At 65.0% G+C, this 19,240-nt stretch carries 17 protein-coding genes and 2 pseudogenes; 10 read left to right on the forward strand and 9 right to left on the reverse strand.

Annotated elements, in window-relative coordinates; genetic code table 11:
* Positions 1-13: 13 nt before the first annotated feature.
* Complete coding sequence (locus tag JOF57_RS25515; RefSeq protein ID WP_163666074.1) at positions 14-559, reverse strand: PadR family transcriptional regulator; 546 nt, start codon at positions 557-559, stop codon at positions 14-16.
* A gap of 168 nt (positions 560-727) precedes the next feature.
* Complete coding sequence (locus JOF57_RS25520; RefSeq protein ID WP_307870101.1) at positions 728-1,597, reverse strand: DUF1707 SHOCT-like domain-containing protein; 870 nt, start codon at positions 1,595-1,597, stop codon at positions 728-730.
* Between the two features lie 70 nt (positions 1,598-1,667).
* Here JOF57_RS25520 and JOF57_RS25525 point away from each other — a divergent pair, with 70 nt between their 5' ends.
* From JOF57_RS25525 to JOF57_RS25535, 3 genes are all read left to right on the forward strand, one after another.
* Positions 1,668-2,090, forward strand: a complete 423-nt coding sequence (locus tag JOF57_RS25525; protein ID WP_036443617.1) for a DUF5318 domain-containing protein — start codon at positions 1,668-1,670, stop codon at positions 2,088-2,090.
* Between the two features lie 205 nt (positions 2,091-2,295).
* Positions 2,296-4,644 carry a transglycosylase domain-containing protein gene (locus JOF57_RS25530; RefSeq protein ID WP_209921742.1) on the forward strand — a complete coding sequence of 783 codons (2,349 nt, stop codon included), beginning with the start codon at positions 2,296-2,298 and terminating at the stop codon, positions 4,642-4,644.
* The gene (locus JOF57_RS25535; RefSeq protein ID WP_209921744.1) at positions 4,641-6,293 is read left to right on the forward strand and encodes a glycosyltransferase family 87 protein; all 1,653 of its coding nucleotides are present in this window, start codon (positions 4,641-4,643) and stop codon (positions 6,291-6,293) included. Before JOF57_RS25530 ends, JOF57_RS25535 begins: the two co-directional genes overlap by 4 nt.
* A 93-nt stretch (positions 6,294-6,386) precedes the next feature.
* Here JOF57_RS25535 and JOF57_RS25540 read toward each other — a convergent pair whose 3' ends face one another.
* Both JOF57_RS25540 and JOF57_RS25545 read right to left on the reverse strand, forming a co-directional pair.
* Positions 6,387-6,929: a hypothetical protein gene (locus tag JOF57_RS25540; RefSeq protein ID WP_209921746.1), complete on the reverse strand. Its 543-nt coding sequence runs from the start codon at positions 6,927-6,929 to the stop codon at positions 6,387-6,389.
* Between the two features lie 58 nt (positions 6,930-6,987).
* Positions 6,988-7,686: a hypothetical protein gene (locus JOF57_RS25545; RefSeq protein ID WP_209921747.1), complete on the reverse strand. Its 699-nt coding sequence runs from the start codon at positions 7,684-7,686 to the stop codon at positions 6,988-6,990.
* Positions 7,687-7,841: 155 nt separating this feature from the next.
* Here JOF57_RS25545 and rpsF point away from each other — a divergent pair, with 155 nt between their 5' ends.
* From rpsF to JOF57_RS25570, 5 genes are all read left to right on the forward strand, one after another.
* Positions 7,842-8,132, forward strand: coding sequence for a 30S ribosomal protein S6 (gene rpsF / locus JOF57_RS25550; RefSeq protein WP_003931678.1), 291 nt, complete (start codon positions 7,842-7,844; stop codon positions 8,130-8,132).
* 69 nt (positions 8,133-8,201) lie between these two features.
* Complete coding sequence (locus JOF57_RS25555; protein ID WP_209921749.1) at positions 8,202-8,714, forward strand: single-stranded DNA-binding protein; 513 nt, start codon at positions 8,202-8,204, stop codon at positions 8,712-8,714.
* A gap of 35 nt (positions 8,715-8,749) precedes the next feature.
* Positions 8,750-9,010 carry a 30S ribosomal protein S18 gene (gene rpsR, locus JOF57_RS25560; RefSeq protein WP_029109238.1) on the forward strand — a complete coding sequence of 87 codons (261 nt, stop codon included), beginning with the start codon at positions 8,750-8,752 and terminating at the stop codon, positions 9,008-9,010.
* Between the two features lie 11 nt (positions 9,011-9,021).
* On the forward strand, positions 9,022-9,477 hold the full coding sequence (gene rplI / locus JOF57_RS25565) for a 50S ribosomal protein L9 (protein ID WP_209921751.1): 456 nt from the start codon (positions 9,022-9,024) through the stop codon (positions 9,475-9,477).
* A gap of 510 nt (positions 9,478-9,987) precedes the next feature.
* On the forward strand, positions 9,988-12,648 hold the full coding sequence (locus tag JOF57_RS25570; protein ID WP_209921753.1) for a replicative DNA helicase: 2,661 nt from the start codon (positions 9,988-9,990) through the stop codon (positions 12,646-12,648).
* A gap of 25 nt (positions 12,649-12,673) precedes the next feature.
* Here JOF57_RS25570 and JOF57_RS25575 read toward each other — a convergent pair.
* Together JOF57_RS25575 and JOF57_RS31450 are read right to left on the reverse strand one after the other, a co-directional pair.
* Positions 12,674-13,145 (reverse strand): annotated as a pseudogene (locus JOF57_RS25575) (IS110 family transposase); the annotation flags it as partial.
* Between the two features lie 15 nt (positions 13,146-13,160).
* Positions 13,161-13,211, reverse strand: a pseudogene (locus JOF57_RS31450) (hypothetical protein); the annotation flags it as partial.
* A 492-nt stretch (positions 13,212-13,703) separates the two neighbouring features.
* Here JOF57_RS31450 and JOF57_RS25585 point away from each other — a divergent pair.
* A complete protein-coding gene (locus JOF57_RS25585) occupies positions 13,704-14,699 on the forward strand; it encodes an oxygenase MpaB family protein (RefSeq protein WP_209923715.1) in 996 nt (331 codons plus the stop codon).
* Positions 14,700-14,845: 146 nt separating this feature from the next.
* Here JOF57_RS25585 and JOF57_RS25590 read toward each other — a convergent pair whose 3' ends face one another.
* The 3 genes from JOF57_RS25590 to JOF57_RS25600 form a co-directional block, all read right to left on the reverse strand.
* A complete protein-coding gene (locus tag JOF57_RS25590) occupies positions 14,846-15,598 on the reverse strand; it encodes a peptidoglycan recognition protein family protein (RefSeq protein ID WP_234938249.1) in 753 nt (250 codons plus the stop codon).
* Positions 15,599-15,716: 118 nt separating this feature from the next.
* Positions 15,717-16,958: an NADH:flavin oxidoreductase gene (locus JOF57_RS25595; protein ID WP_209921755.1), complete on the reverse strand. Its 1,242-nt coding sequence runs from the start codon at positions 16,956-16,958 to the stop codon at positions 15,717-15,719.
* On the reverse strand, positions 16,955-17,542 hold the full coding sequence (locus tag JOF57_RS25600) for a TetR/AcrR family transcriptional regulator (protein ID WP_209921757.1): 588 nt from the start codon (positions 17,540-17,542) through the stop codon (positions 16,955-16,957). Before JOF57_RS25600 ends, JOF57_RS25595 begins: the two co-directional genes overlap by 4 nt.
* Positions 17,543-17,724: 182 nt before the next feature.
* Between JOF57_RS25600 and JOF57_RS25605 the strand changes: the two genes are divergently transcribed.
* The gene (locus tag JOF57_RS25605) at positions 17,725-19,125 is read left to right on the forward strand and encodes a DUF1254 domain-containing protein (RefSeq protein ID WP_209923719.1); all 1,401 of its coding nucleotides are present in this window, start codon (positions 17,725-17,727) and stop codon (positions 19,123-19,125) included.
* Positions 19,126-19,240 lie beyond the last annotated feature (115 nt).

Here is a 19,240-nt window from a genome sequence, read left to right on the forward strand (position 1 = left end):
TGCGGGTCTGTGCTCATATGTTTTCCGAGCGCCCCTGGGCCGTACGTTCGGCCGCGATCAACTCGTTGAGCCATTTCACTTCTCGTTCGCTGGACTCCAGGCCCAGCTGGTGCAGCTGACGGGTGTAGCGGTCGAATGAACTGCTGGCCCGCGCAACGGCGTCACGCAGACCTTCCCGACGTTCCTCCACCTGGCGACGCCGCCCCTCCAGGATTCGCATCCGGGCCTCGGCCGGGGTGCGGTTGAAGAAGGCCAGGTGGACACCGAACCCGTCGTCGGAGAAGTTCTGTGGCCCCGTGTCGGCGACCAACTCGGTGAACCGCTGCTTGCCGGCATCCGTCATCTGATACACCCGCCGAGCGCGACGCACCTTGGTCGGTCCCAAGGGTGCGGCGTCCTCGACGATCAGGCCGTCGGCCTGCATGCGACGTAATGCCGGGTAGAGCGACCCATACGAGAACGCCCTGAACGCCCCCAACAGACCCGTCAATCGCTTGCGCAGCTCATAGCCGTGCATGGGTGACTCGAGCAAAAGGCCCAGGACTGCGAGCTCCAGCATCGAAAACACCCCTTTCGACAGATCAGATGGAATTGATCGCTACGACGGATCAACACCTCGCCAAACTGTATCGCGCCGATATATTAGGCGCCAAGTGAATGCCGCGATTGTCACGCTGGAGTGGCTGCCGGCGCCGAGGGTCACGCCCGCGTGACGGGCGCCGCCGGCTCACCTGCTGTGGCGGTACATCCCCTTGACGGTGCCGTCGGGGTACAGGTCGATGTTCCCGCCGCCGAAGTCGCTGGTGACGATGACAGCGATGTTGACGGCCTCAGGAGTCGAGGGATCCTCGGACGGCGTGATGCGCAGCCAGGCGCTCTTCACGTCGCCGCGTTTGGTGTTGAGCGTGTCGGGCGCGCCGCGGAGAACGGCGAGTGCCTTCTCGTGGTCGAACGCCGCGAGGTCGACGAGGCGGTCTTCGTCGCGGAGGGTGTCCGGTGAGCCTGGATCACCCCAGCCACCGGTGTACCGGTAGTAGACCTTCTGACGGCTGTCCTGCGGGTTCGGTCGGTAGAGCATGGCCGAGTCGGGGTCGATGTGCAGCTCATAGCCCGTGGTGTTGCCGAACTTCTGGCGCATCTGCTCGAACAGGCCCTTGACCCCGTTCAGTGATTGCAGCTGGGTCGGCGGGGTCAGCACCACCGGGTCGATGCCGTCCGGCACCGCCCCTGGGTCGGGGTTGAAACTCAACGGTGAGGCGGTGTTTCCGTACAGGCCCCAGCCGATGCCGATGCCGAGCACGACCAGTACGGCGGCCGACGCCAGTCGCAGCCCCCATCCGGGACCGCCGGGCTTGCGAATGCCCGGCAGGCGGGGCTTGGTCAGCGTCGGCATCTTCACCGACGCATTGGCGTTCTGCAGATCCTCGACCAGGCGGGCCAGGTCCCCCAGGGTGGTGGCGTTGGTGGCCGCCGACACCCGTTGGCGGTGTTCTTCCATGGACAACTGGCCTTCGCCGAGCGCATTGTCGAGCACCTTGCAGGTGTCGTTGCGATCGCTGTCCCTGGCCCGGGTGTTCGAGGTCTGTCGAGTTGCCACGGGACATGATCGTAGGAGGTGTGACGCGGTCACGCCTCGGTCCCGAGGGGGTCGACGTACTCTGGTCATCGTGCGATTGCAGAGACAGGTGGTGGATTACGCGCTTCGGCGGCGGTCCCTGCTGGCTGAGGTCTATTCGGGGCGCACCGGCGTCTCGGAGGTCTGTGATGCCAACCCGTACCTGCTGCGCGCGGCAAAGTTTCACGGCAAGCAAAGTTCGGTGATGTGTCCGATCTGCCGTAAAGAGCAGCTCACGCTGGTGTCGTGGGTTTTCGGTGATCATCTGGGCCCGGTATCGGGCTCGGCGCGCACCGCGGAGGAGCTGGTGATGTTGGCAACTCGTTACGACGAGTTCGCAGTCCATGTGGTTGAGGTATGCCGCACCTGCAGTTGGAACCATCTGGTCAAGTCATATGTCCTGGGCGCGCCTCGGCCGCCGAAGGCACGTGGCACTCGAGGCACGCGCAAATCGGCGCGCACCGCCAGTGAATAGCGAAGGGCGCCACAGCCGGTCAGCCAACGACATCCGTAATGCGGCTGACCGCCTCGGCGCGCGCGAAAATCCGCCGCCCCCGCGCGAAAACCCGCCGCCCCCGCGCGAGAAGCGGCCGCCGGCTCCGGATGCCCGGCCGCCGATTCGGGAGAACGCGCCCACGGGACGGCCGAATGGTCCTATCGGGCGACCCAATCGCCCGGCGGTGCCGCCCGACGATCGGCTCACCACGGTGCTGCCACCGGTGCGTGACGACGGGCCGGTCCCGCTGGACGTCGTCAGAGCGGCGATGGGCGGCAGCCCGCCGCCGAAACCACCGCCACCGAAATCTCCGCCTCCGCCGCCCGGCGGCGGCCGTGGGTCGGGTCCCTCGGGTCCCTCGGGCTCGGGTCCGAAAGCGTCGGGGCCGACCCGGCAGTTCCACATCAATTGGAAGCTGATCCGACGCCTGTCGATCGCGGGTGTCGTGGCGATGATCCTGCTTCCGTTGGTGACCTTCGGTATGGCGTACATGATCGTCGACGTCCCGCAGCCCGGTGACATCCGCACCAACCAGGTGTCGACGATCCTGGCCAGCGACGGCAGCGAGATCGCCAAGATCGTGCCGCCGGAAGGCAACCGCATCGACGTCGGCATCGACAAGATTCCGGAACACGTCCGCAACGCGGTGATGGCCGCCGAGGACCGCGACTTCTACACCAATCCGGGCTTCTCTTTCACCGCGCTGCTGCGCGCGATCAAGAACAACCTGGTCGGTGGTGATCTGCAGGGCGGATCGACCATCACCCAGCAGTACGTCAAGAACGCGCTCGTCGGCGACGAGCGCTCGGGCATCGGCGGTCTGATCCGTAAGGCCAAGGAGCTGGTCATCTCGACCAAGATGGCCAGCGAATGGTCCAAAGACGCTGTGATGCAGGCGTATCTGAACATGATCTATTTCGGTCGCGGCTCGTACGGCATCGCGGCGGCGGCCAAGGCATACTTCGACAAGCCGGTCGAACAACTCAACGTCGCCGAGGGCGCCCTGATGGCCGCGCTGATCCAGCGCCCGTCGACGCTGGACCCCGCCGTCGATCCGGAGGGCGCCGCCGAGCGGTGGAACTGGGTGCTCGACGGCATGGTCGACATGGGTGCGTTGTCGGCCCAGGATCGGGCCGAACAGGTGTTCCCGCCGACAGTGCCGCCGGACCAGGCTCGTCAGGCCAACCAGACGACCGGTCCGAACGGACTGATCGAGCGGCAGGTCACCAAGGAACTGCTGGATCTGTTCAACATCAGCGAGCAGGCGCTGAACACCGAAGGCCTGCAGGTCACGACCACGATCGACCCGCAGGCCCAGGAGGCCGCCGAGGATGCGGTGTCCAAGTACATGGATGGCCAGGAACCCAACATGCGGACCGCGGTGGTCTCCATCGATCCGCGCGACGGCGCGGTCAAGGCGTACTACGGCGGCTCCGATGCCAATGGCTTCGACTTCGCCCAGGCGGGTCTGCCGACAGGTTCGTCGTTCAAGGTGTTCGCGCTCGTCGCTGCCCTGCAGCAGGGCATCGGCCTGGGTTATCAGGTGGACAGCGGTCCGGTCACGGTCAACGGCATCAAGATCACCAATGTCGAAGGCGAAGGGTGCGGCACCTGCTCGATCGCCGAGGCGCTCAAGCGCTCGCTGAACACCAGTTACTACCGGCTGATGCTCAAGCTCGAAAACGGTCCGGAGGATGTCGCGAAGGCCGCCCACGACGCCGGTGTCGCCGAGAGTTTCCCCGGTGTCGAGCACACCCTGTCCGAAGACGGCAAGGGCGGCCCGCCCAACAACGGCGTGGTGCTGGGTCAGTACCAGTCCAGGGTGATCGACATGGCCTCGGCGTATGCGACGCTGGCCGCCTCCGGCGTCTATCACAAGCCGCACTTCGTGCAGAAGGTCGTGAACTCCTCGGGGCAGGTGCTGTTCGACGCCTCGAGCCAGGACAACGGTGAGCAGCGCATCGACAAGGCGGTGGCGGACAACGCCACGTCGGCGATGCAGCCGATCGCCGGTTGGTCGCGCGGGCACAACCTGGCAGGTGGGCGGGCGTCGGCCTCAAAGACGGGCACCAACCAGCTCGGCGACACCGGTGACAATCGTGACGCCTGGATGGTCGGCTACACACCTTCGCTCTCGACCGCGGTCTGGGTGGGCACCACCGACGGCGTGACGCCGTTGAAGACTCCGGCGGGCGGGCCGGTCTACGGATCGGGTCTGCCGTCGGACATCTGGAAAGCCACGATGGACGGAGCGCTGAAAGGCACCGACAACGAGTCGTTCCCGAAGCCGACGGAGATCGGCGGCTATGCGGGTGTGCCCCAGGCTCCGGCCGCCCCGCCACCCGGAACGCCACCGGCCGGTCCGCCGATCGCGGTGATGCCCTCGGTGACCGTGATTCAGCCGACCATCGAAGTGGCCCCGGGGATCACGATCCCGATCGGCCCCCCGACGACCGTGCCGATCGGACCGCCGCCGGGAGCACCTGGTGTGCCCGGTGAGCCGGGCGTCCCGGTGCCACCGCCGCCTCCGTGACGGAACGGGTATCTCCGGCTCCGCCGGCAGGGCTGGATTCGCCGGCTCCGCCGGCAGAAGACCGGCGGAGTGCCGACGACCGCGACCTTCCCAGCCGCAACGATCGGCTGGCCGAAGCGCTGTCGCAGACTGTCGGCGGACCTGTCGGCCGGCACGCGTTGATCGGGCGCTCACGGTTCATGACCCCATTGCGGGTGATGTTCGTGATCGCTGTGGTGTTCCTGGCTTTGGGTTATACGTCCAAGGCCGCGTGCCTGCAGACGACCGGCAACGGGACCGCCGACCAGCGGGTGGCCAACTGGGAGAACAATCGCGCCTATTACGAGCTGTGCTACTCCGACACGGTTCCGCTCTACACCGCAGAGTTGTTGAACCAGGGCAAGTTCCCCTACAAGTCCAGTTGGGTCGAGAACGACGCCACCGGCAAGCCGCGCATGCAGTACGACGGCAGCCCGGCGATCCGCTACATGGAGTATCCGGTGCTGACCGGGCTCTACCAGTACGCGTCGATGTCGCTGGCCAAGACGTATACCGCGCTGGCGAAGCTGGTGTCGGTCCCGCTCGTGGCCGAGGTGGTGATGTTCTTCAACATCTCCGCGTTCGGTTTGGCGCTGGCCTGGTTGGCGACGATCTGGGCCACCTCGCGGATGGCAGGCCGACGAGTGTGGGATGCCGCGCTGGTGGCCGGTTCACCGATCGTGATCTTCCAGGTATTCACCAACTTCGACGCGCTGGCCACCGCCACTGCTGCGGGCGCGATGCTGGCCTGGGCCCGGCGAAAACCGGTATGGGCCGGGGCGCTGATCGGTATCGGCGTGGCCGTCAAGCTGTATCCGCTCCTACTGTTCATTCCGTTGGTACTGCTGGGGTTGCGCAGCGGACGTCTGCGTGAGGTCGGCAAGGCGGCGCTGACCGCGGTCGTGACGTGGCTGGTCATCAACCTGCCGATCATGGTGCTGTTCCCGCGCGGGTGGTCAGAGTTCTTCCGGCTCAACACTCGTCGAGGTGACGACATGGACTCGCTGTACAACGTGGTGAAGTCGTTCAGCGACTGGCAGGGCTTCGATCCGGACCTGGGTTTCTGGCAGCCGCCGACGGTGCTGAACACCGTCACCGCAGTGTTGTTCGCGGCGTGTTGTATTGCGATCGGCTACATCGCGTTGACGGCGGCGCAGCGGCCCCGCTTGGCGCAACTGGCGTTCCTGGTGGTCGCCGCCTTCCTGCTGACCAACAAGGTGTGGAGCCCGCAGTTTTCGCTGTGGCTGGTGCCGCTGGCGGTGCTGGCGCTGCCGCACCGCCGAATCCTGTTGGCGTGGATGACGATCGACGCCCTGGTGTGGGTGCCGCGCATGCTCTATCTGTACGGCGAAGCCAATAAAGGCCTACCCGAGCAGTGGTTCACCACCACAGTGTTGCTGCGCGATGTCGCAGTGATCATGCTGTGTGCGTTGGTGATTCGCCAGATTTACCGGCCGGAACTGGACCTGGTCCGGCACGGCGGCCGCATCGACGACCCCACCGGCGGGGTGTTCGATCGCGCTCCCGACAATCCGCCACGCTGGCTGCCGGACTGGCTGCGCCCGTCGGCCGACCGGGTTCGGGTCGAGCCCAAACCGGATCAGGAGCCGGAGCTGGCCGGCTCTAGGTAGACGCAGCGGCTGAGCCTGCGGGCGCCGTGCACCGATTTCTACCTCAGGGCTGCGAATTTCGTGATGCGCGACCCTGAGGTGGAAATCGACGGGTCACAAGGCCGGACGCGCCTGGATCCACGCCTTCGTCGACGGGAGCAACGCCACCACAAGCGTGGCGATCGGCAGCACGAGACTCAAAGCCGCCAACCCGCTGATGCCGAAGGTTCCGTAGCGCGCTGTGGCAGCGAGATTGAGCCCGAGGCTGATCAGGCTGCCGAGAACGATCAACGCGCAGCCGATGACGATGAGCCGCCGGCCGATCATCTTGCGTCGTACCAGCGCCACCGTGCCGGCCAGGAGTAAGAGTCCGCAGGTGACGCTCAGCAGGGTCGCGAGGACCGTCAGCGCGAGCGGCCCAGGGGTTCTGAGCGCCAGAGTTCGCAAGCCCGAGTCACCGGCCAGCGCGGCGAGTGCCGACAGACCGGCGATGCCGTTGCCGAGGGTCAGTAGGGCGCCGATCCCGGCCAGGACAGCGGTGATGATCGCCGTGACCCCGCTCGGTGAAACTCCAGGTGAGGCCGAAGTTCCCTCCGGTTCGGATTCGTCGAGCGGATGCTCGGTGTGTTGACTCTCGGATCCTTGGGGAGAGGTCACTGCTGCTGCTCCGATCGTGGTTGTTGCTGGACGGACACCGGGGATTCGCAGATCCCGCTCAGCCCTGGTACGGCGGGTAGAACTGGGGTGCAACCGGATTCGGCTTCGCCCGAATCCATGCGGTCGTCGGCGGCAGCATGGCCAGCACGATCGTCGCGATGGGGAAGACGAGACCGAACAGGTTGAAAACAGCCCCACCTGAGTAGGAGCCGTAAACGTCGGCTTCTGCGGTAATACCCACACCGAAGGTGATCAAGGTGCTCAGTATCGCCAAGGCGCACGCGCCGACCACGAGCCAGCGGCCGAGCATCTTTCGCTGGAACAGCAGCACGGCTCCGATGGCGATCATCAGGCCGAAGACGACGCTGAACAGGACCGAGACAATTAGCAACGCGTGCACCCCACCGGTGAGGTCGGCGTCGGAGCCCGTGACGGCGAGGGCGAAGGCCCCGACCGCGCCGCCGCCGAGACCGGACAGTGCGCCCAGCGCCGCGAGTACCGCGGCAATGGTTCCCGTGGCGCCACTGGGTTCAGGGCTGGGCATCCCGTACGGCTGGGGCTGGAAGCCACCCTGTGGCGGGTACCCAGGCGGCGGAAAGCCTTGTTGCTGGGGAAAGCCTGGCTGCGGTGGGTAACCGGGCTGCTGCGGGTAACCGGCCTGCTGGGGAAATCCGGGGTGAGGCGGATATCCGGGCTGTTGTGGTGGACCAGGTTGCTGCGGGAACCCTTGCCCGTAAGGGCCGTTCGGATAGTTCATGCATCTCCCTCGAATCCACAACCAAGCAGCTCACCCTATACGGATTTCGCAGATCAGGGCGGTTTCGGGTAGCCTAGGCCGGTTGCCGACGCAGGCGACCCTCCTGCCACGGACACGCCGTGGCCGCAACGACCATAGGAGGTGATGGGTTCCTTATGCGTCCATACGAAATCATGGTCATTCTCGACCCGACACTCGACGAGCGCACTGTAGCTCCCTCGCTGGAGACGTTCCTGAACGTCATCCGCAAGGACGGCGGCAGTGTCGACAAGGTCGATATCTGGGGCCGCCGCCGGCTGGCTTACGAGATCGCCAAGCACGCCGAGGGCATCTACGCCATCGTCGATGTCAAGGCTGAACCGGCCACCGTGTCCGAGCTCGACCGTCAGCTGAATCTGAACGAGTCTGTGCTGCGGACCAAGGTGATGCGGACCGACAAGCACTAAAGGCTCTCAGTCGTCGGCGGGGCTACGTAGGCTTCGCGCAAACGGACATGCCTATCCCAGGAGGATCTCGTGGCTGGTGACACCACCATCACAGTTGTCGGAAACCTGACCGCTGACCCGGAACTGCGTTTCACCCCGTCCGGCGCAGCTGTCGCCAACTTCACCGTTGCCTCGACGCCGAGGATGTTCGATCGGCAGAGCAACGAGTGGAAGGACGGCGAGGCGCTGTTCCTGCGGTGCAACATCTGGCGTGAGGCGGCCGAGAACGTGGCCGAGAGCCTCACCCGGGGTTCGCGCGTCATCGTCACCGGCCGGCTCAAGCAGCGTTCCTTCGAAACCCGCGAGGGTGAGAAGCGCACTGTTATGGAGGTCGAGGTCGACGAGATCGGTCCGTCCCTGCGCTACGCCACAGCCAAGGTCAACAAGGCCAGCCGGAGTGGCGGCGGGGGCGGTGGCTTCGGCGGTGGCGGCGGCAGTAATGGCGGCGGGGCTTCGCGCCCGGCTGAGCCCAAAGACGATCCGTGGGGCAGCGCGCCCGCGTCGGGCTCCTTCAACGGGGCCGACGACGAGCCGCCGTTCTGATCAACATCGAAAATTTTGCAAGGAAGAGATAACCAATGGCCAAGTCCACAAAGCGGCGGCCGGCACCGGAAAAGCCGGTCAAGACACGCAAGTGCGTGTTCTGCTCCAAGAAGGGTAAGGGGCAGATCATCGACTACAAGGACACCGCGCTGCTGCGCACCTACATCAGCGAGCGCGGCAAGATCCGTGCTCGCCGGGTGACCGGCAACTGCGTCCAGCATCAGCGCGATGTCGCCATCGCGGTGAAGAATGCCCGCGAGGTGGCTTTGCTGCCGTTCGGCTCGTCGACGCGGTAGGGAGTAGACCAATGAAGCTGATTCTCACCGCTGAGGTGGAACACCTGGGTGTCGCAGGCGACGCCGTCGAGGTTAAGGACGGCTACGGCCGTAACTACCTGCTGCCCCGTGGGTTGGCCATCGTGGCCTCCCGCGGTGCCGAGCGCCAGGCCGACGAGATCCGCCGGGCCCGCGAGGCCAAGTCCATCCGCGGCGTCGAGCACGCCAACGAGCTCAAGACCGCTCTGGAGAACCTGGGCGAGGTGTCGCTGCCGGTTCAGGCCGCGGCCGACTCCGGCAAGCTGTTTGGCTCGGTCACCGCTGCCGATGTCGTGGCCGTGATCAAGAAGGCCGGCGGTCCGAACCTGGACAAGCGCACGGTGCAGTTGCCCAAGGCGCACATCAAGTCGGTCGGCACGCATCCGGTTACCGTCCGGCTGCACACCGGGGTGGAAGCCAAGGTGTCGCTGAACGTCGTCGCGGAGTAAGCCTGCCGCGGAGCAATCCGTAGCGGAGTCATTCCGCAAGCACTCAATCGCCCGGGTGGAACCTGTACAGGTTCCCACCCGGGCGTTGCTGCTCTCTGGCGAACTCGTTGCGGGCAACGCTTGACAGCGAACCTCACCCGGCGTTAACCGGCACGGTCCCTGGGCGCAACACAACACGCCCGGGACGGCAACCCGGCACGACACGCCGAGGAACTTTCCATACACAACTAGTCACAGGCTCTATGGCACCCTGACCAGGGAAGACAACGGATCGCTCCGGAATGATCCACAGGTTCTCCCCAGAGGTTCAACACCGTGACCGACACCTATCCCCACGCCATCCACAGGTTCATCAACAGGGGTGGTTCCGGGAGCCGCCAGCAACGTCTAGCGTTGTGCGTCGCGACTCCGTCGAGGTCTTGTCGGAGACCTGTTCTACAGTTGCAGTACCGATTCGAATAGACGTTCGAGCATGCCTCCGGGCAGGGCCCGGAAGGGGGTGGGAAGTCCGTGGCGGTGGTGGACGACCTGGGGCATTCGGATTCGGAGATGGACGGCCCTCCGACCGGGGAGGATTTCGGCCGGCAGCCGCCGCAGGACATGGCGGCCGAGCAGGCCGTCCTCGGCGGCATGCTGTTGAGCAAGGACGCGATCGCCGACGTGCTCGAGCGGTTGCGCCCCGGTGACTTCTACCGCCCGTCACACCAGAACGTCTATGACGCGATCCTCGACCTCTACGGCCGGGGTGAGCCTGCCGACGCGGTCACCGTGGCGGCGGAGTTGGACCGGCGTAGTCTGCTGCGGCGCATCGGCGGGGCGCCGTACCTGCACACGCTGATCTCCACCGTGCCCACTGCGGCCAATGCCGGTTTCTACGCCGGCATCGTGGCCGAGAAGGCGCTGCTGCGCCGGTTGGTGGAGGCCGGCACCCGGGTGGTCCAGTACGGCTACGCCGGGGCCGATGGCGCCGACGTAGCCGATGTGGTCGACCGGGCACAGGCCGAGATCTACGACGTGACCGAACGCCGCGCCTCGGAGGATTTCGTCGCGCTGGAAGACCTGCTGCAACCCACCATGGACGAGATCGACGCGATCGCCTCGTCAGGCGGCATCTCGCGTGGCGTGCCGACCGGGTTCACCGAATTCGACGAGATCACCAACGGCCTGCACCCCGGGCAGATGGTCATCATCGCGGCCCGACCCGGTGTCGGGAAGTCCACGCTGGGCCTGGATTTCATGCGGTCGTGCTCCATCAAGCACCGGATGGCCAGCGTCATCTTCTCGCTGGAAATGAGCAAGTCCGAGATCGTCATGCGACTGCTGTCGGCCGAGGCGAAAATCAAACTGGCCGATATGCGTTCGGGCCGGATGAGCGATGACGACTGGACCAAGCTGGCCCGCCGGATGAGCGAGATCAGCGAGGCGCCGCTCTACATCGACGACTCGCCGAACCTGACGATGATGGAGATCCGGGCCAAGGGCCGGCGGTTGGCCCAGAAGGCGGATCTCAAGCTCGTGGTCGTCGACTACATGCAGCTGATGAGCTCGGGCAAGAAGTACGAGTCGCGCCAGCAGGAAGTCTCGGACTTCTCCCGAAGCCTCAAACTGATGGCCAAGGAACTTGAAGTGCCGGTGATCGCGATCAGCCAGCTCAACCGTGGCCCCGAGCAGCGCACCGACAAGCGTCCGCAGGTCTCTGACCTTCGTGAATCCGGCTGCTTGACGGCGAACACGCGAATTCTGCGCGCCGACAATGGTGCTGAGGTCACCTTCGGTGAGCTGATGGCGACCGGGGAGCGGCCGTTGGTGTGGTCGCTCGACGAGCACAAGAACATGGTGGCGCGTCCGATGACCAACGTGTTCTACAGCGGGCACAAAGAAGTGTTCAAGGTTCGACTCGCCTCCGGCCGCGAGGTCGAGGCCACGGCCAACCACCCGTTCCACACGCTGGACGGTTGGATTCCGTTGGAGGAGTTGGCAGTAGGAAGTCGGGTTGCGGTGCCACGGCGTATTCCGGATCCCGTTGGCACCGTTCCGATGGATGAGTCCGAGATCATTCTGTTGGCTCACATGATCGGTGACGGTTCGTGCGTGAAGCGCCAGCCGATCCGCTACGCATCGATTGATGAACAGAACCTGCTTGCTGTCACCAAGGCCGCCAAGCACTTCGGTGTCACTGCGGTCCGCGACGACTACCCGGCGGCCCGCGTCACCACGTTGCGGCTGCCAGCGCCCTACCATTTGACCCACGGCAAGCGCAATCCGATCGCCGCGTGGCTGGACAAGCTCGGGCTGTTTGGCAAGCGCAGCTACGAGAAGTTCATCCCGCAAGAGATTTTCGCGCTGCCGAACGATCAGATCGCGCTGTTCTTGCGCCATCTTTGGGCGACGGACGGATCTGTGCGGTGGGACGCAAAGTTCAGCCAGGGCCGTGTCTATTACGCGTCCACCAGTCGGGCACTTGTCGACGGTGTGGCGCTGTTGTTGCTTCGTCTGGGTATCTTCAGTCGGATCTATAAGGCTCGTAAGGCCGGATATCGGGACATCTGGCATCTGCATATTCCGGGCGCCGAGAACCAGATTTTTTTCTTGCAGGGTGTGGATGCGCATGGAGACAAGTTCTTCGCGGCGCGAGAGGTGCTGACGAATCTGAAGAAGATCCAGGGAAGGGTGTCGTCGGACACCGTTCCCAAGGAGGTCTGGGAGAGAGTTCAGCGAGCACTTGTGCGTAACGGGATGAGCCACCGTGAGTTCGCGGCGGCTATGGAGACAAAGTTCTGTGGGTCGACACTCTGGAAGCGCGGAGTCGGCCGTCAGCGTCTGCATCGAGCCGCAGCACTGTTGGATGACCACGAGTTGCACGACCTTGCGACAAGCGATGTCTATTGGGATTCCATCGTGGAGATCACCAGCATCGGTGACCAAGACGTCTACGACGGAACCGTAAGCGGTACACACAATTTCGTCGCAAATTTAGTTAGCCTACATAACAGCCTTGAGCAGGATGCCGACATGGTCCTGCTGCTGCACCGTCCTGATGCGATCGACCGGGAAGACCCGCGCGGTGGCGAAGCAGACATCATCCTGGGCAAGCACCGCAACGGCCCGACGGCGAATATCACTGTCGCGCACCAGCTGCACTTCTCGCGGTTCACCAATATGGCGCGGTAGGAATTCGGACTTGTAGGTTCTCGGAACTGTTAGTCAGGGCGCAGAAGGCCCATTGGTCGATCGCGTCGTAGAGGCGGCGGTTGCGGACGTGGCGGGCCAGCACGGCGTGTTTCTTGCCCGATGAGATGGGCAACGGGCGATTTTCCGGCGGAGACTTGGCAGTGGTGTAGCGAGTGGGGTCGTCCCCGAACTCACCGAGCACCCGGGCGCCGAGGATGACACCAAGTCCTGGCAGGGAGCGGTAGATGTCGGCGTCCGGGTGTGTCTCAAAATGTGTCGCCAACTCGGCCTCGAGCGCGGCGATCTGGTGGTTCAACTCGGCGATGATGGCGACTGCGGCGCGGGTGGTCGACCCGAACGCCGCGGTGACAGCCGCCGGTGCGGCAAGCTGGTCGGGTGCGCAACGCCGCCTGAATCTCTAGTGCTCTGGTATCGATATTGCGTTGTCGTCCAGCACTTTTGAGTGCAGATCGGGCCACGGACAGCGTGTGATCGGCGTAGTAACCGTGGTCGACGTCGGAGACGCCAAGTTCGACTTTGAACACTGTTGCAGAAAGGGCCACGTCATAGTGGCCACCCAAGTGGTGTTTCTCGAGTAGCCAGGCCGCTTCGAGTGGTCAGGACCCCGCGCTGGCCGGCGGCCGGCGATTAATTGACGACCGTCGAACCCGCGTCTATGGCGCCCATTCGGAGTGGCTGCGGAGTTCTGCCCAGCATCCAGGCGTAGGTGTGCGGTCGGCCCCAGGTTTCACCTTGAGTCACGCCAGTGAGGTGTGTCGTTGTCGAATGAATGGGCGATGCCGTTGTCCCGGGTGTCGACCCACCGGTTGCCTTGAAGCCGCATCTCGAATCCAGGGTTGGGTTATCGAGCGTCTTCGAGAAGGTGCTGCACTCACAGCGATGGGGTTCTGGCGCCGAAATGCAGCGACGGCGGCCGGGCCGGCCCAGCGTCTCGTCGTTGACCGGAGGGCCGGGTGCTTCTAAAGTCGGCGGTGACAACGTATGTTGTCCAAAATGGACGACCTGGACTGGAGTGCGTGCCCGTGACACAAGAAATGTCGGATACCTGCCCGGCGTCCGGTGAAGCAGTGCTGGGTGCGGGGTGTCCGGTGAGCACCGGCGGCTACGACGCGCCGCCGATCCCGCTCGGCCCGGACTCGCTGACCTGGAGGTACTTCGGTCAGTGGACCGGTCTGTTCCAGGGCACCTGGGCGGGGTCGATGCAGAACATGCACCCGCAGTTGGGTGCTGCGGTGAAAGACCACTCCATCTTCTTCATGGAACGCATTCCGCGGCTGATGCGCTCGATCTACCCGATCGGCGGGGTGGTGTTCGACGGGTACCGGGCTCCGCAGACCGGCGCCGAGGTCCGCGATTACCACATCGGCATGAAAGGCGTCGACGACCAGGGGCGCCGATACAGCGCGCTGAACCCGGACGTCTTCTACTGGGCGCATGCGACGTTCTTCAAATCCACGCTGCTGGCCGCCGAGAAGTTCGCGGGCGGACTGACCGAGGCCGACAAGCGACAGCTCTTCGATGAGCACATCACCTGGTACCGCATGTACGGGATGAGCATGCGGCCGGTGCCCAAGACCTGGGAAGAATTCGAGCAGTACTGGGATCGCATGTGCCGCGACATCCTGGAGAACACCTGGGCCGCCCGTGAGGTCATGGACCTGTCGACCATGCCCAAGCATCCCTCGCTGCAATGGATTCCGGATCGGTTGTGGGCGCTGAACCTCAAGGTGATGCAGCGCTTTTTGACCTTCATGACGGTGGCGTTGTACGACCCGCCGGTGCGGGAGCTCATGGGGTACAGCTGGACCCCGCGCCAACAGTGGTGGCATGACCGGCTGTGCAACGTGATCACCCTGGTCGCGAAGTACGGTCCCAAGCGCGCCCTGATGCATCCGCGCAAGCGCTCGGCAATGGACCGCGCGTCCGGCCGCCTTTCGGTGGACGCGCCGCTGGTGCAGACCCCGGCCCGCAACCTGCCGCCGGTGGAGTACCGCGGCCAGTCCCGCTTCTACTGCCCGAAAGTCGACTGAGCGGCCTCCTCGGTATGCGTCACCGGGGCTGAATAGGCCAGGTCACCGCGGGACAGGTTCCGCCGCGGGTGCTTGCAGGCCCGGTCTTTGGGATCACCGGCGCCGCCCAACGGGCCTAGCAGGCAACGCTATCCGGTCGCGCTCTGTTACTGACCTGCCTCGATTGCCGCCACCTTGGTGGCGGCTTCCTCTCCGCAGAGGCGTTGCAGGTCAACAGGGCCGGCGGCGAGCAGCCCATCGATGCGGGTGTGCAGGTCCCCTGAGGTGAGGTGGGCGTAGAGGTTGGCGCCGGGGCAGGCGGTGTCGGCGAAGTCGCGGTGCCCGCCGAGGGTGCCGCTGGCGAGCTGAAATTGCTGGGCGGCCCAGGCGAATGCCGTTGCGGCGCCGTTGAGTTGAGCTTGGGAGACGGGTTCCTGGTCGAAGTCGCCTTCGCAGAGGACCAGGAAGTGCCCGGCCGGGTCGTAGTTGGTGGCGGTGTCGCCGGCGATCTCCGGGCTGCGTAACTCGTAGATGTTGCCGTTCCGGTCAACACCGACGTGGTAGGCGATGTCGATCCATCCCTTGTCGTTTTGGTGGAAGCGCTGGTGCTGGCGTAGCCGGCTGGGGGCAAGCCGATTGTCGCCGAGAACAACGGCGGTGTGGTGCAGTGTCATTCGGGTAATCGTGTGCGGACGACCGCCAGGCCGCGCCGGCGCCGCACCCCACGCCTGCCTGCAGATCTCGACCGTCGGCCGGCCGGTGCTCATCAGCTGCGCGGTGGACGTCGAGAGCGGTTGGGTGTTGTCGGCACAGGCGCCAAGTGTCGCGGCCAATCCGAGGCCGCCGCTGAGCTGCAGCATCCGCCGACGGCTCAGCGTGTCAAGCCGTGTTCCGGATCCACGGCACGGCTGCGTGTCCATCGTGGTCACGATACGCAGCCACCCGACACGCCAGGACCCCGTTGGCAAAACTGTCCATCAGTGCACGCCTGCCCGCCGGCACGGATCCGGAACCGCGATAGGGCGGCAAAATTCCTGATCAACTCGGGTGCTGGTGAGCGAACGTGCTGCTCCTACCGACGAACTCCGCGCCCGGAAGGACCACCGGCTCGGTGGCGAGCACGCAGTGGGTCCGCTCGAAGATCGTCACCATGCACTTGTTGCAATGAGTGCACAACGACGGGGTATCGGAATCTTGCCGAATCCGGTTGAGCAGCTGTGGGTCTCGGAGCAGAGCGCGCGCCATGGCGACGAATTCGAAACCTTCGCGCATGGCCAAATCCATGGTTTCTTTGGTGGTGATGCCGCCGAGCAGGATCAACGGCATTGACAGCTCCCGGCGGAATTGTCGGGCGTGGTCGAGTAGGTACGCTTCCTGGTACGGGTATCGCCGCAGGAAGGGCCGTCCAGCGGTGTTCAGCGCCCAGTTCAGGGGCGGCCGGAATGCGCGGGCGAACTCGCTGCGCGGTGCATCGCCTCGGAAGTAGAACATCGGGTTGAGCAGTGAGCTGCCCACGGTCAGCTCAAGGGCGTCGAGCGCACCGTCGTCCTGGAGCCAGCGGCCGACCTGCAGGCTGTCCTCGATACGTAAACCGCCGGCGACACCGTCATCCATGCTGAGCTTGGCGATCACGGCGACTCGGTCTCCCACCGCCTCTCGTACCGCGATCGCGATGTGTCGGGCCAGCCGGGCGCGGTTGATGAGACTTCCGCCGTAACTGTCCCTGCGTCGGTTGAGCAGTGGACTGAGAAATGCGCTCACCAGGTAGTTGTGCGCGAAATGTAGCTCGACCGCGTCGAAGCCGGCATCAACGGCCACCGCCGCGGCGCGGGCATGGTCGGCGATCACCCGCGATAGCTCTGGGGCGTCGGGACGTCGGCTGGCCCGCATTCCCAGCGGGCTGAACATCCGGCTCGGCGACATCGCGGCAACACCGTTGGAGGCCGCGTTGGCGACGGGTCCTGCGTGGCCCAATTGCGCACTGACCTTGGCGCCCTCGGCGTGCACGGCGTCGGTCAGCCGGGTCAACGCCGGGATGATGTCCGGTCGCATCAGGATCTGGTCGCGCTCGGTCCGCCCCTCGGGAGAGACCGCGCAGTAGGCCAAGGTGGTCATGCCCACGCCCCCAGCCGCTGGTGCCCGATGGTAGTCGATCAGGTCGTCGGTGACTTTGCCGTGAGGGCTGCGCGCCTCGAACGTCGCCGCCTTGAGCACGCGGTTCCGCAGCGTGACAGGCCCGAGCGACGCGGGCGCCAGCACATCGGCTACCTGGCCGGTCATCGGGCCACCGCCGGCGCCGACAACCCCGCCGAAATCACGGTGCACAGCGTGTCCACCTGTCGGCTCGACAATCTGCGATCGCCGGCGAGGGGGTCACCGAACTGCAGAAAGATGAGCTCGAAGGCGAGCATCCACCGGTGCTTCGCCTCGGCAGTCGTCAGGCCGGGCACGTTGCGTTGCAGTAGTTCTGCCCACGGCGTGAGGGAGAACCAATGTTGGGTCCAGCTCACCTCTTGGCGCGCCAGCAGTAGCCGTGACAGCAGATTCAAGTACAGGCGTCCTGCTGGGTCGGCGGCCAGTACCACCAGAGGATCGACCACGATCCGAACCGCTTCGGCGGTGTCCAAGTGTTCGGCGTCGGCGCGATCGGCCAAGCTCACCTGCCACAGGGGGCCCAGCCGGGCTTGCAGTAACGCCGAGACCAACCCCACCTTCGAGCCGAAGTGGTAGTGCACCGCAGCCGGATTGACGTTCGCGGCTGTGCAGACCGCGCGGACTGAAACCTCGTCGTACCCCGACTCCAGCAGTAGCCGCTCCGCCACGGTCAACAACCGTTCCCTGGTACCCGAGTCAACGCGTGTCATCGGCCCATCGAAACACCGATCGGTAGAAAAATCAATCACTGTTTGAAACGGTGATTGAGACTTCGCCCGCGGCGATTTGCAGTGCATAGTGCACCAGTTCGCTACGTTGATTCCATGCCACGGCAGGATGGCGCCGCCGCCATCTCCAGGAGAGGTGGAAGCGGTTGAGATTGCTCGGGATCATGCTGATCGGATTGCTAGTCGCCGCCTGTACACCCGAGGATGCCGGCGATGCGTCGACCTCCGCCTCGACCTCCGCGGCGACGGCCGCCGATCTCCGGTCGACCATCAAGGAGGCCTATGTCTACGGCTTTCCGATGGTGGACAACTACCGCGTCATGCACGCGTACTTCGTTGACAAGGACAACCCGGAGTACAAGGGCGACTGGAACCAGATCCACAACATTGCGCGGGTCTACACCCCGTCGGACACCGCGGTGCAGACACCCAACTCCGACACCCCGTACTCCTGGCTGGGCGTGGATCTGCGCAGCGAACCGCTGGTGTTGACGGTCCCGCCGATCGAGGACAGCCGCTACCTCTCACTGCAGTTCGTGGATCTCTACACCACGAACTTCGCCTACGTCGGCACCCGCACCACCGGCAACGCCGGCGGGAAGTACCTGCTGGCCGGTCCGAACTGGCAGGGCAAGAAGCCCGCCGGGGTCGACGAGGTGCTGCGCTCGGACACCGAGTTGGGGCTGGTGCTCTACCGCACCCAGTTGTTCGACCCGGCGGACATCGACAACGTCAAGAAGATCCAGGCCGGCTTCGGGGTCGAACCGTTGTCGGGGTTCCAGGACCAGGCGGCACCGCCGCCCGCACCGGTCATCGACTTCCTGGCCCCGCTATCGGCCGCAGAGCAGCGCACCTCGCCGGAGTTCTTCGACGTGCTGAACTTTGCCCTGCAGTTCGCGCCGGTGCTGCCGGACGAACAGGAGATGCGGGACCGATTCGCCTCGGTCGGCATCGAGGCCGGCAAGAAGTTCGACTTCGCCGGACGGAGTCCGGCGGATCAGCAGGCAATCCGGGACGGCATGGTCGACGCCCTCGCAGAGTTTGATGCCTTCAAGAAGAACGAGGTTGACACCGGCAAGGTGGGCTCCGCCCAGTTCTTCGGCACCCGGGCCGATCTGGAGGGCAACTACCTGTACCGGATGGCCGGTGCGGTCCTTGGCATCTACGGCAACACCGCGGCCGAGGCGCTCTACCCCGCGGCCTTCTTCGATTCCGCCGGGGCACCTCTTGACGGCAGTAGTCGATACACCTACCGGTTCGCTCCGGGACAGCTGCCGCCGGTCGACGCGTTCTGGTCGTTGACGATGTACAGGTTGCCGCAGAACCTGCTGGTGGCCAATCCGATCGACCGGTACCTGATCAACTCCCCGATGCTTCCCAACCTGGTCAAAGATCCCGACGGCGGTGTGACGCTGTACCTACAGCACGAGTCTCCCGGCGCGGAAGAGGAAGCCAATTGGCTGCCCGCACCGGAGGGCCCGTTTGTGGCCGTCTTGCGGATGTATCTGCCCAAACCGCAGGCCTTGGACGGCCAGTGGCAGCCGCCGAAGCCGCAGAAGGTGTAGAAGGTGTAGAGGTGTAGCGACGGCACTCGATCTGTTAGGGTGTCGGCTTCCGTGCCAGACCACTCTCAGTCCCACGGGTTGAACAAGGCCGATGCCGTTTCCGCAACCTTTTCGC

The organism is Mycolicibacterium lutetiense (assembly GCF_017876775.1).
GTDB classification, from domain to species: Bacteria; Actinomycetota; Actinomycetes; order Mycobacteriales; family Mycobacteriaceae; genus Mycobacterium; species Mycobacterium lutetiense.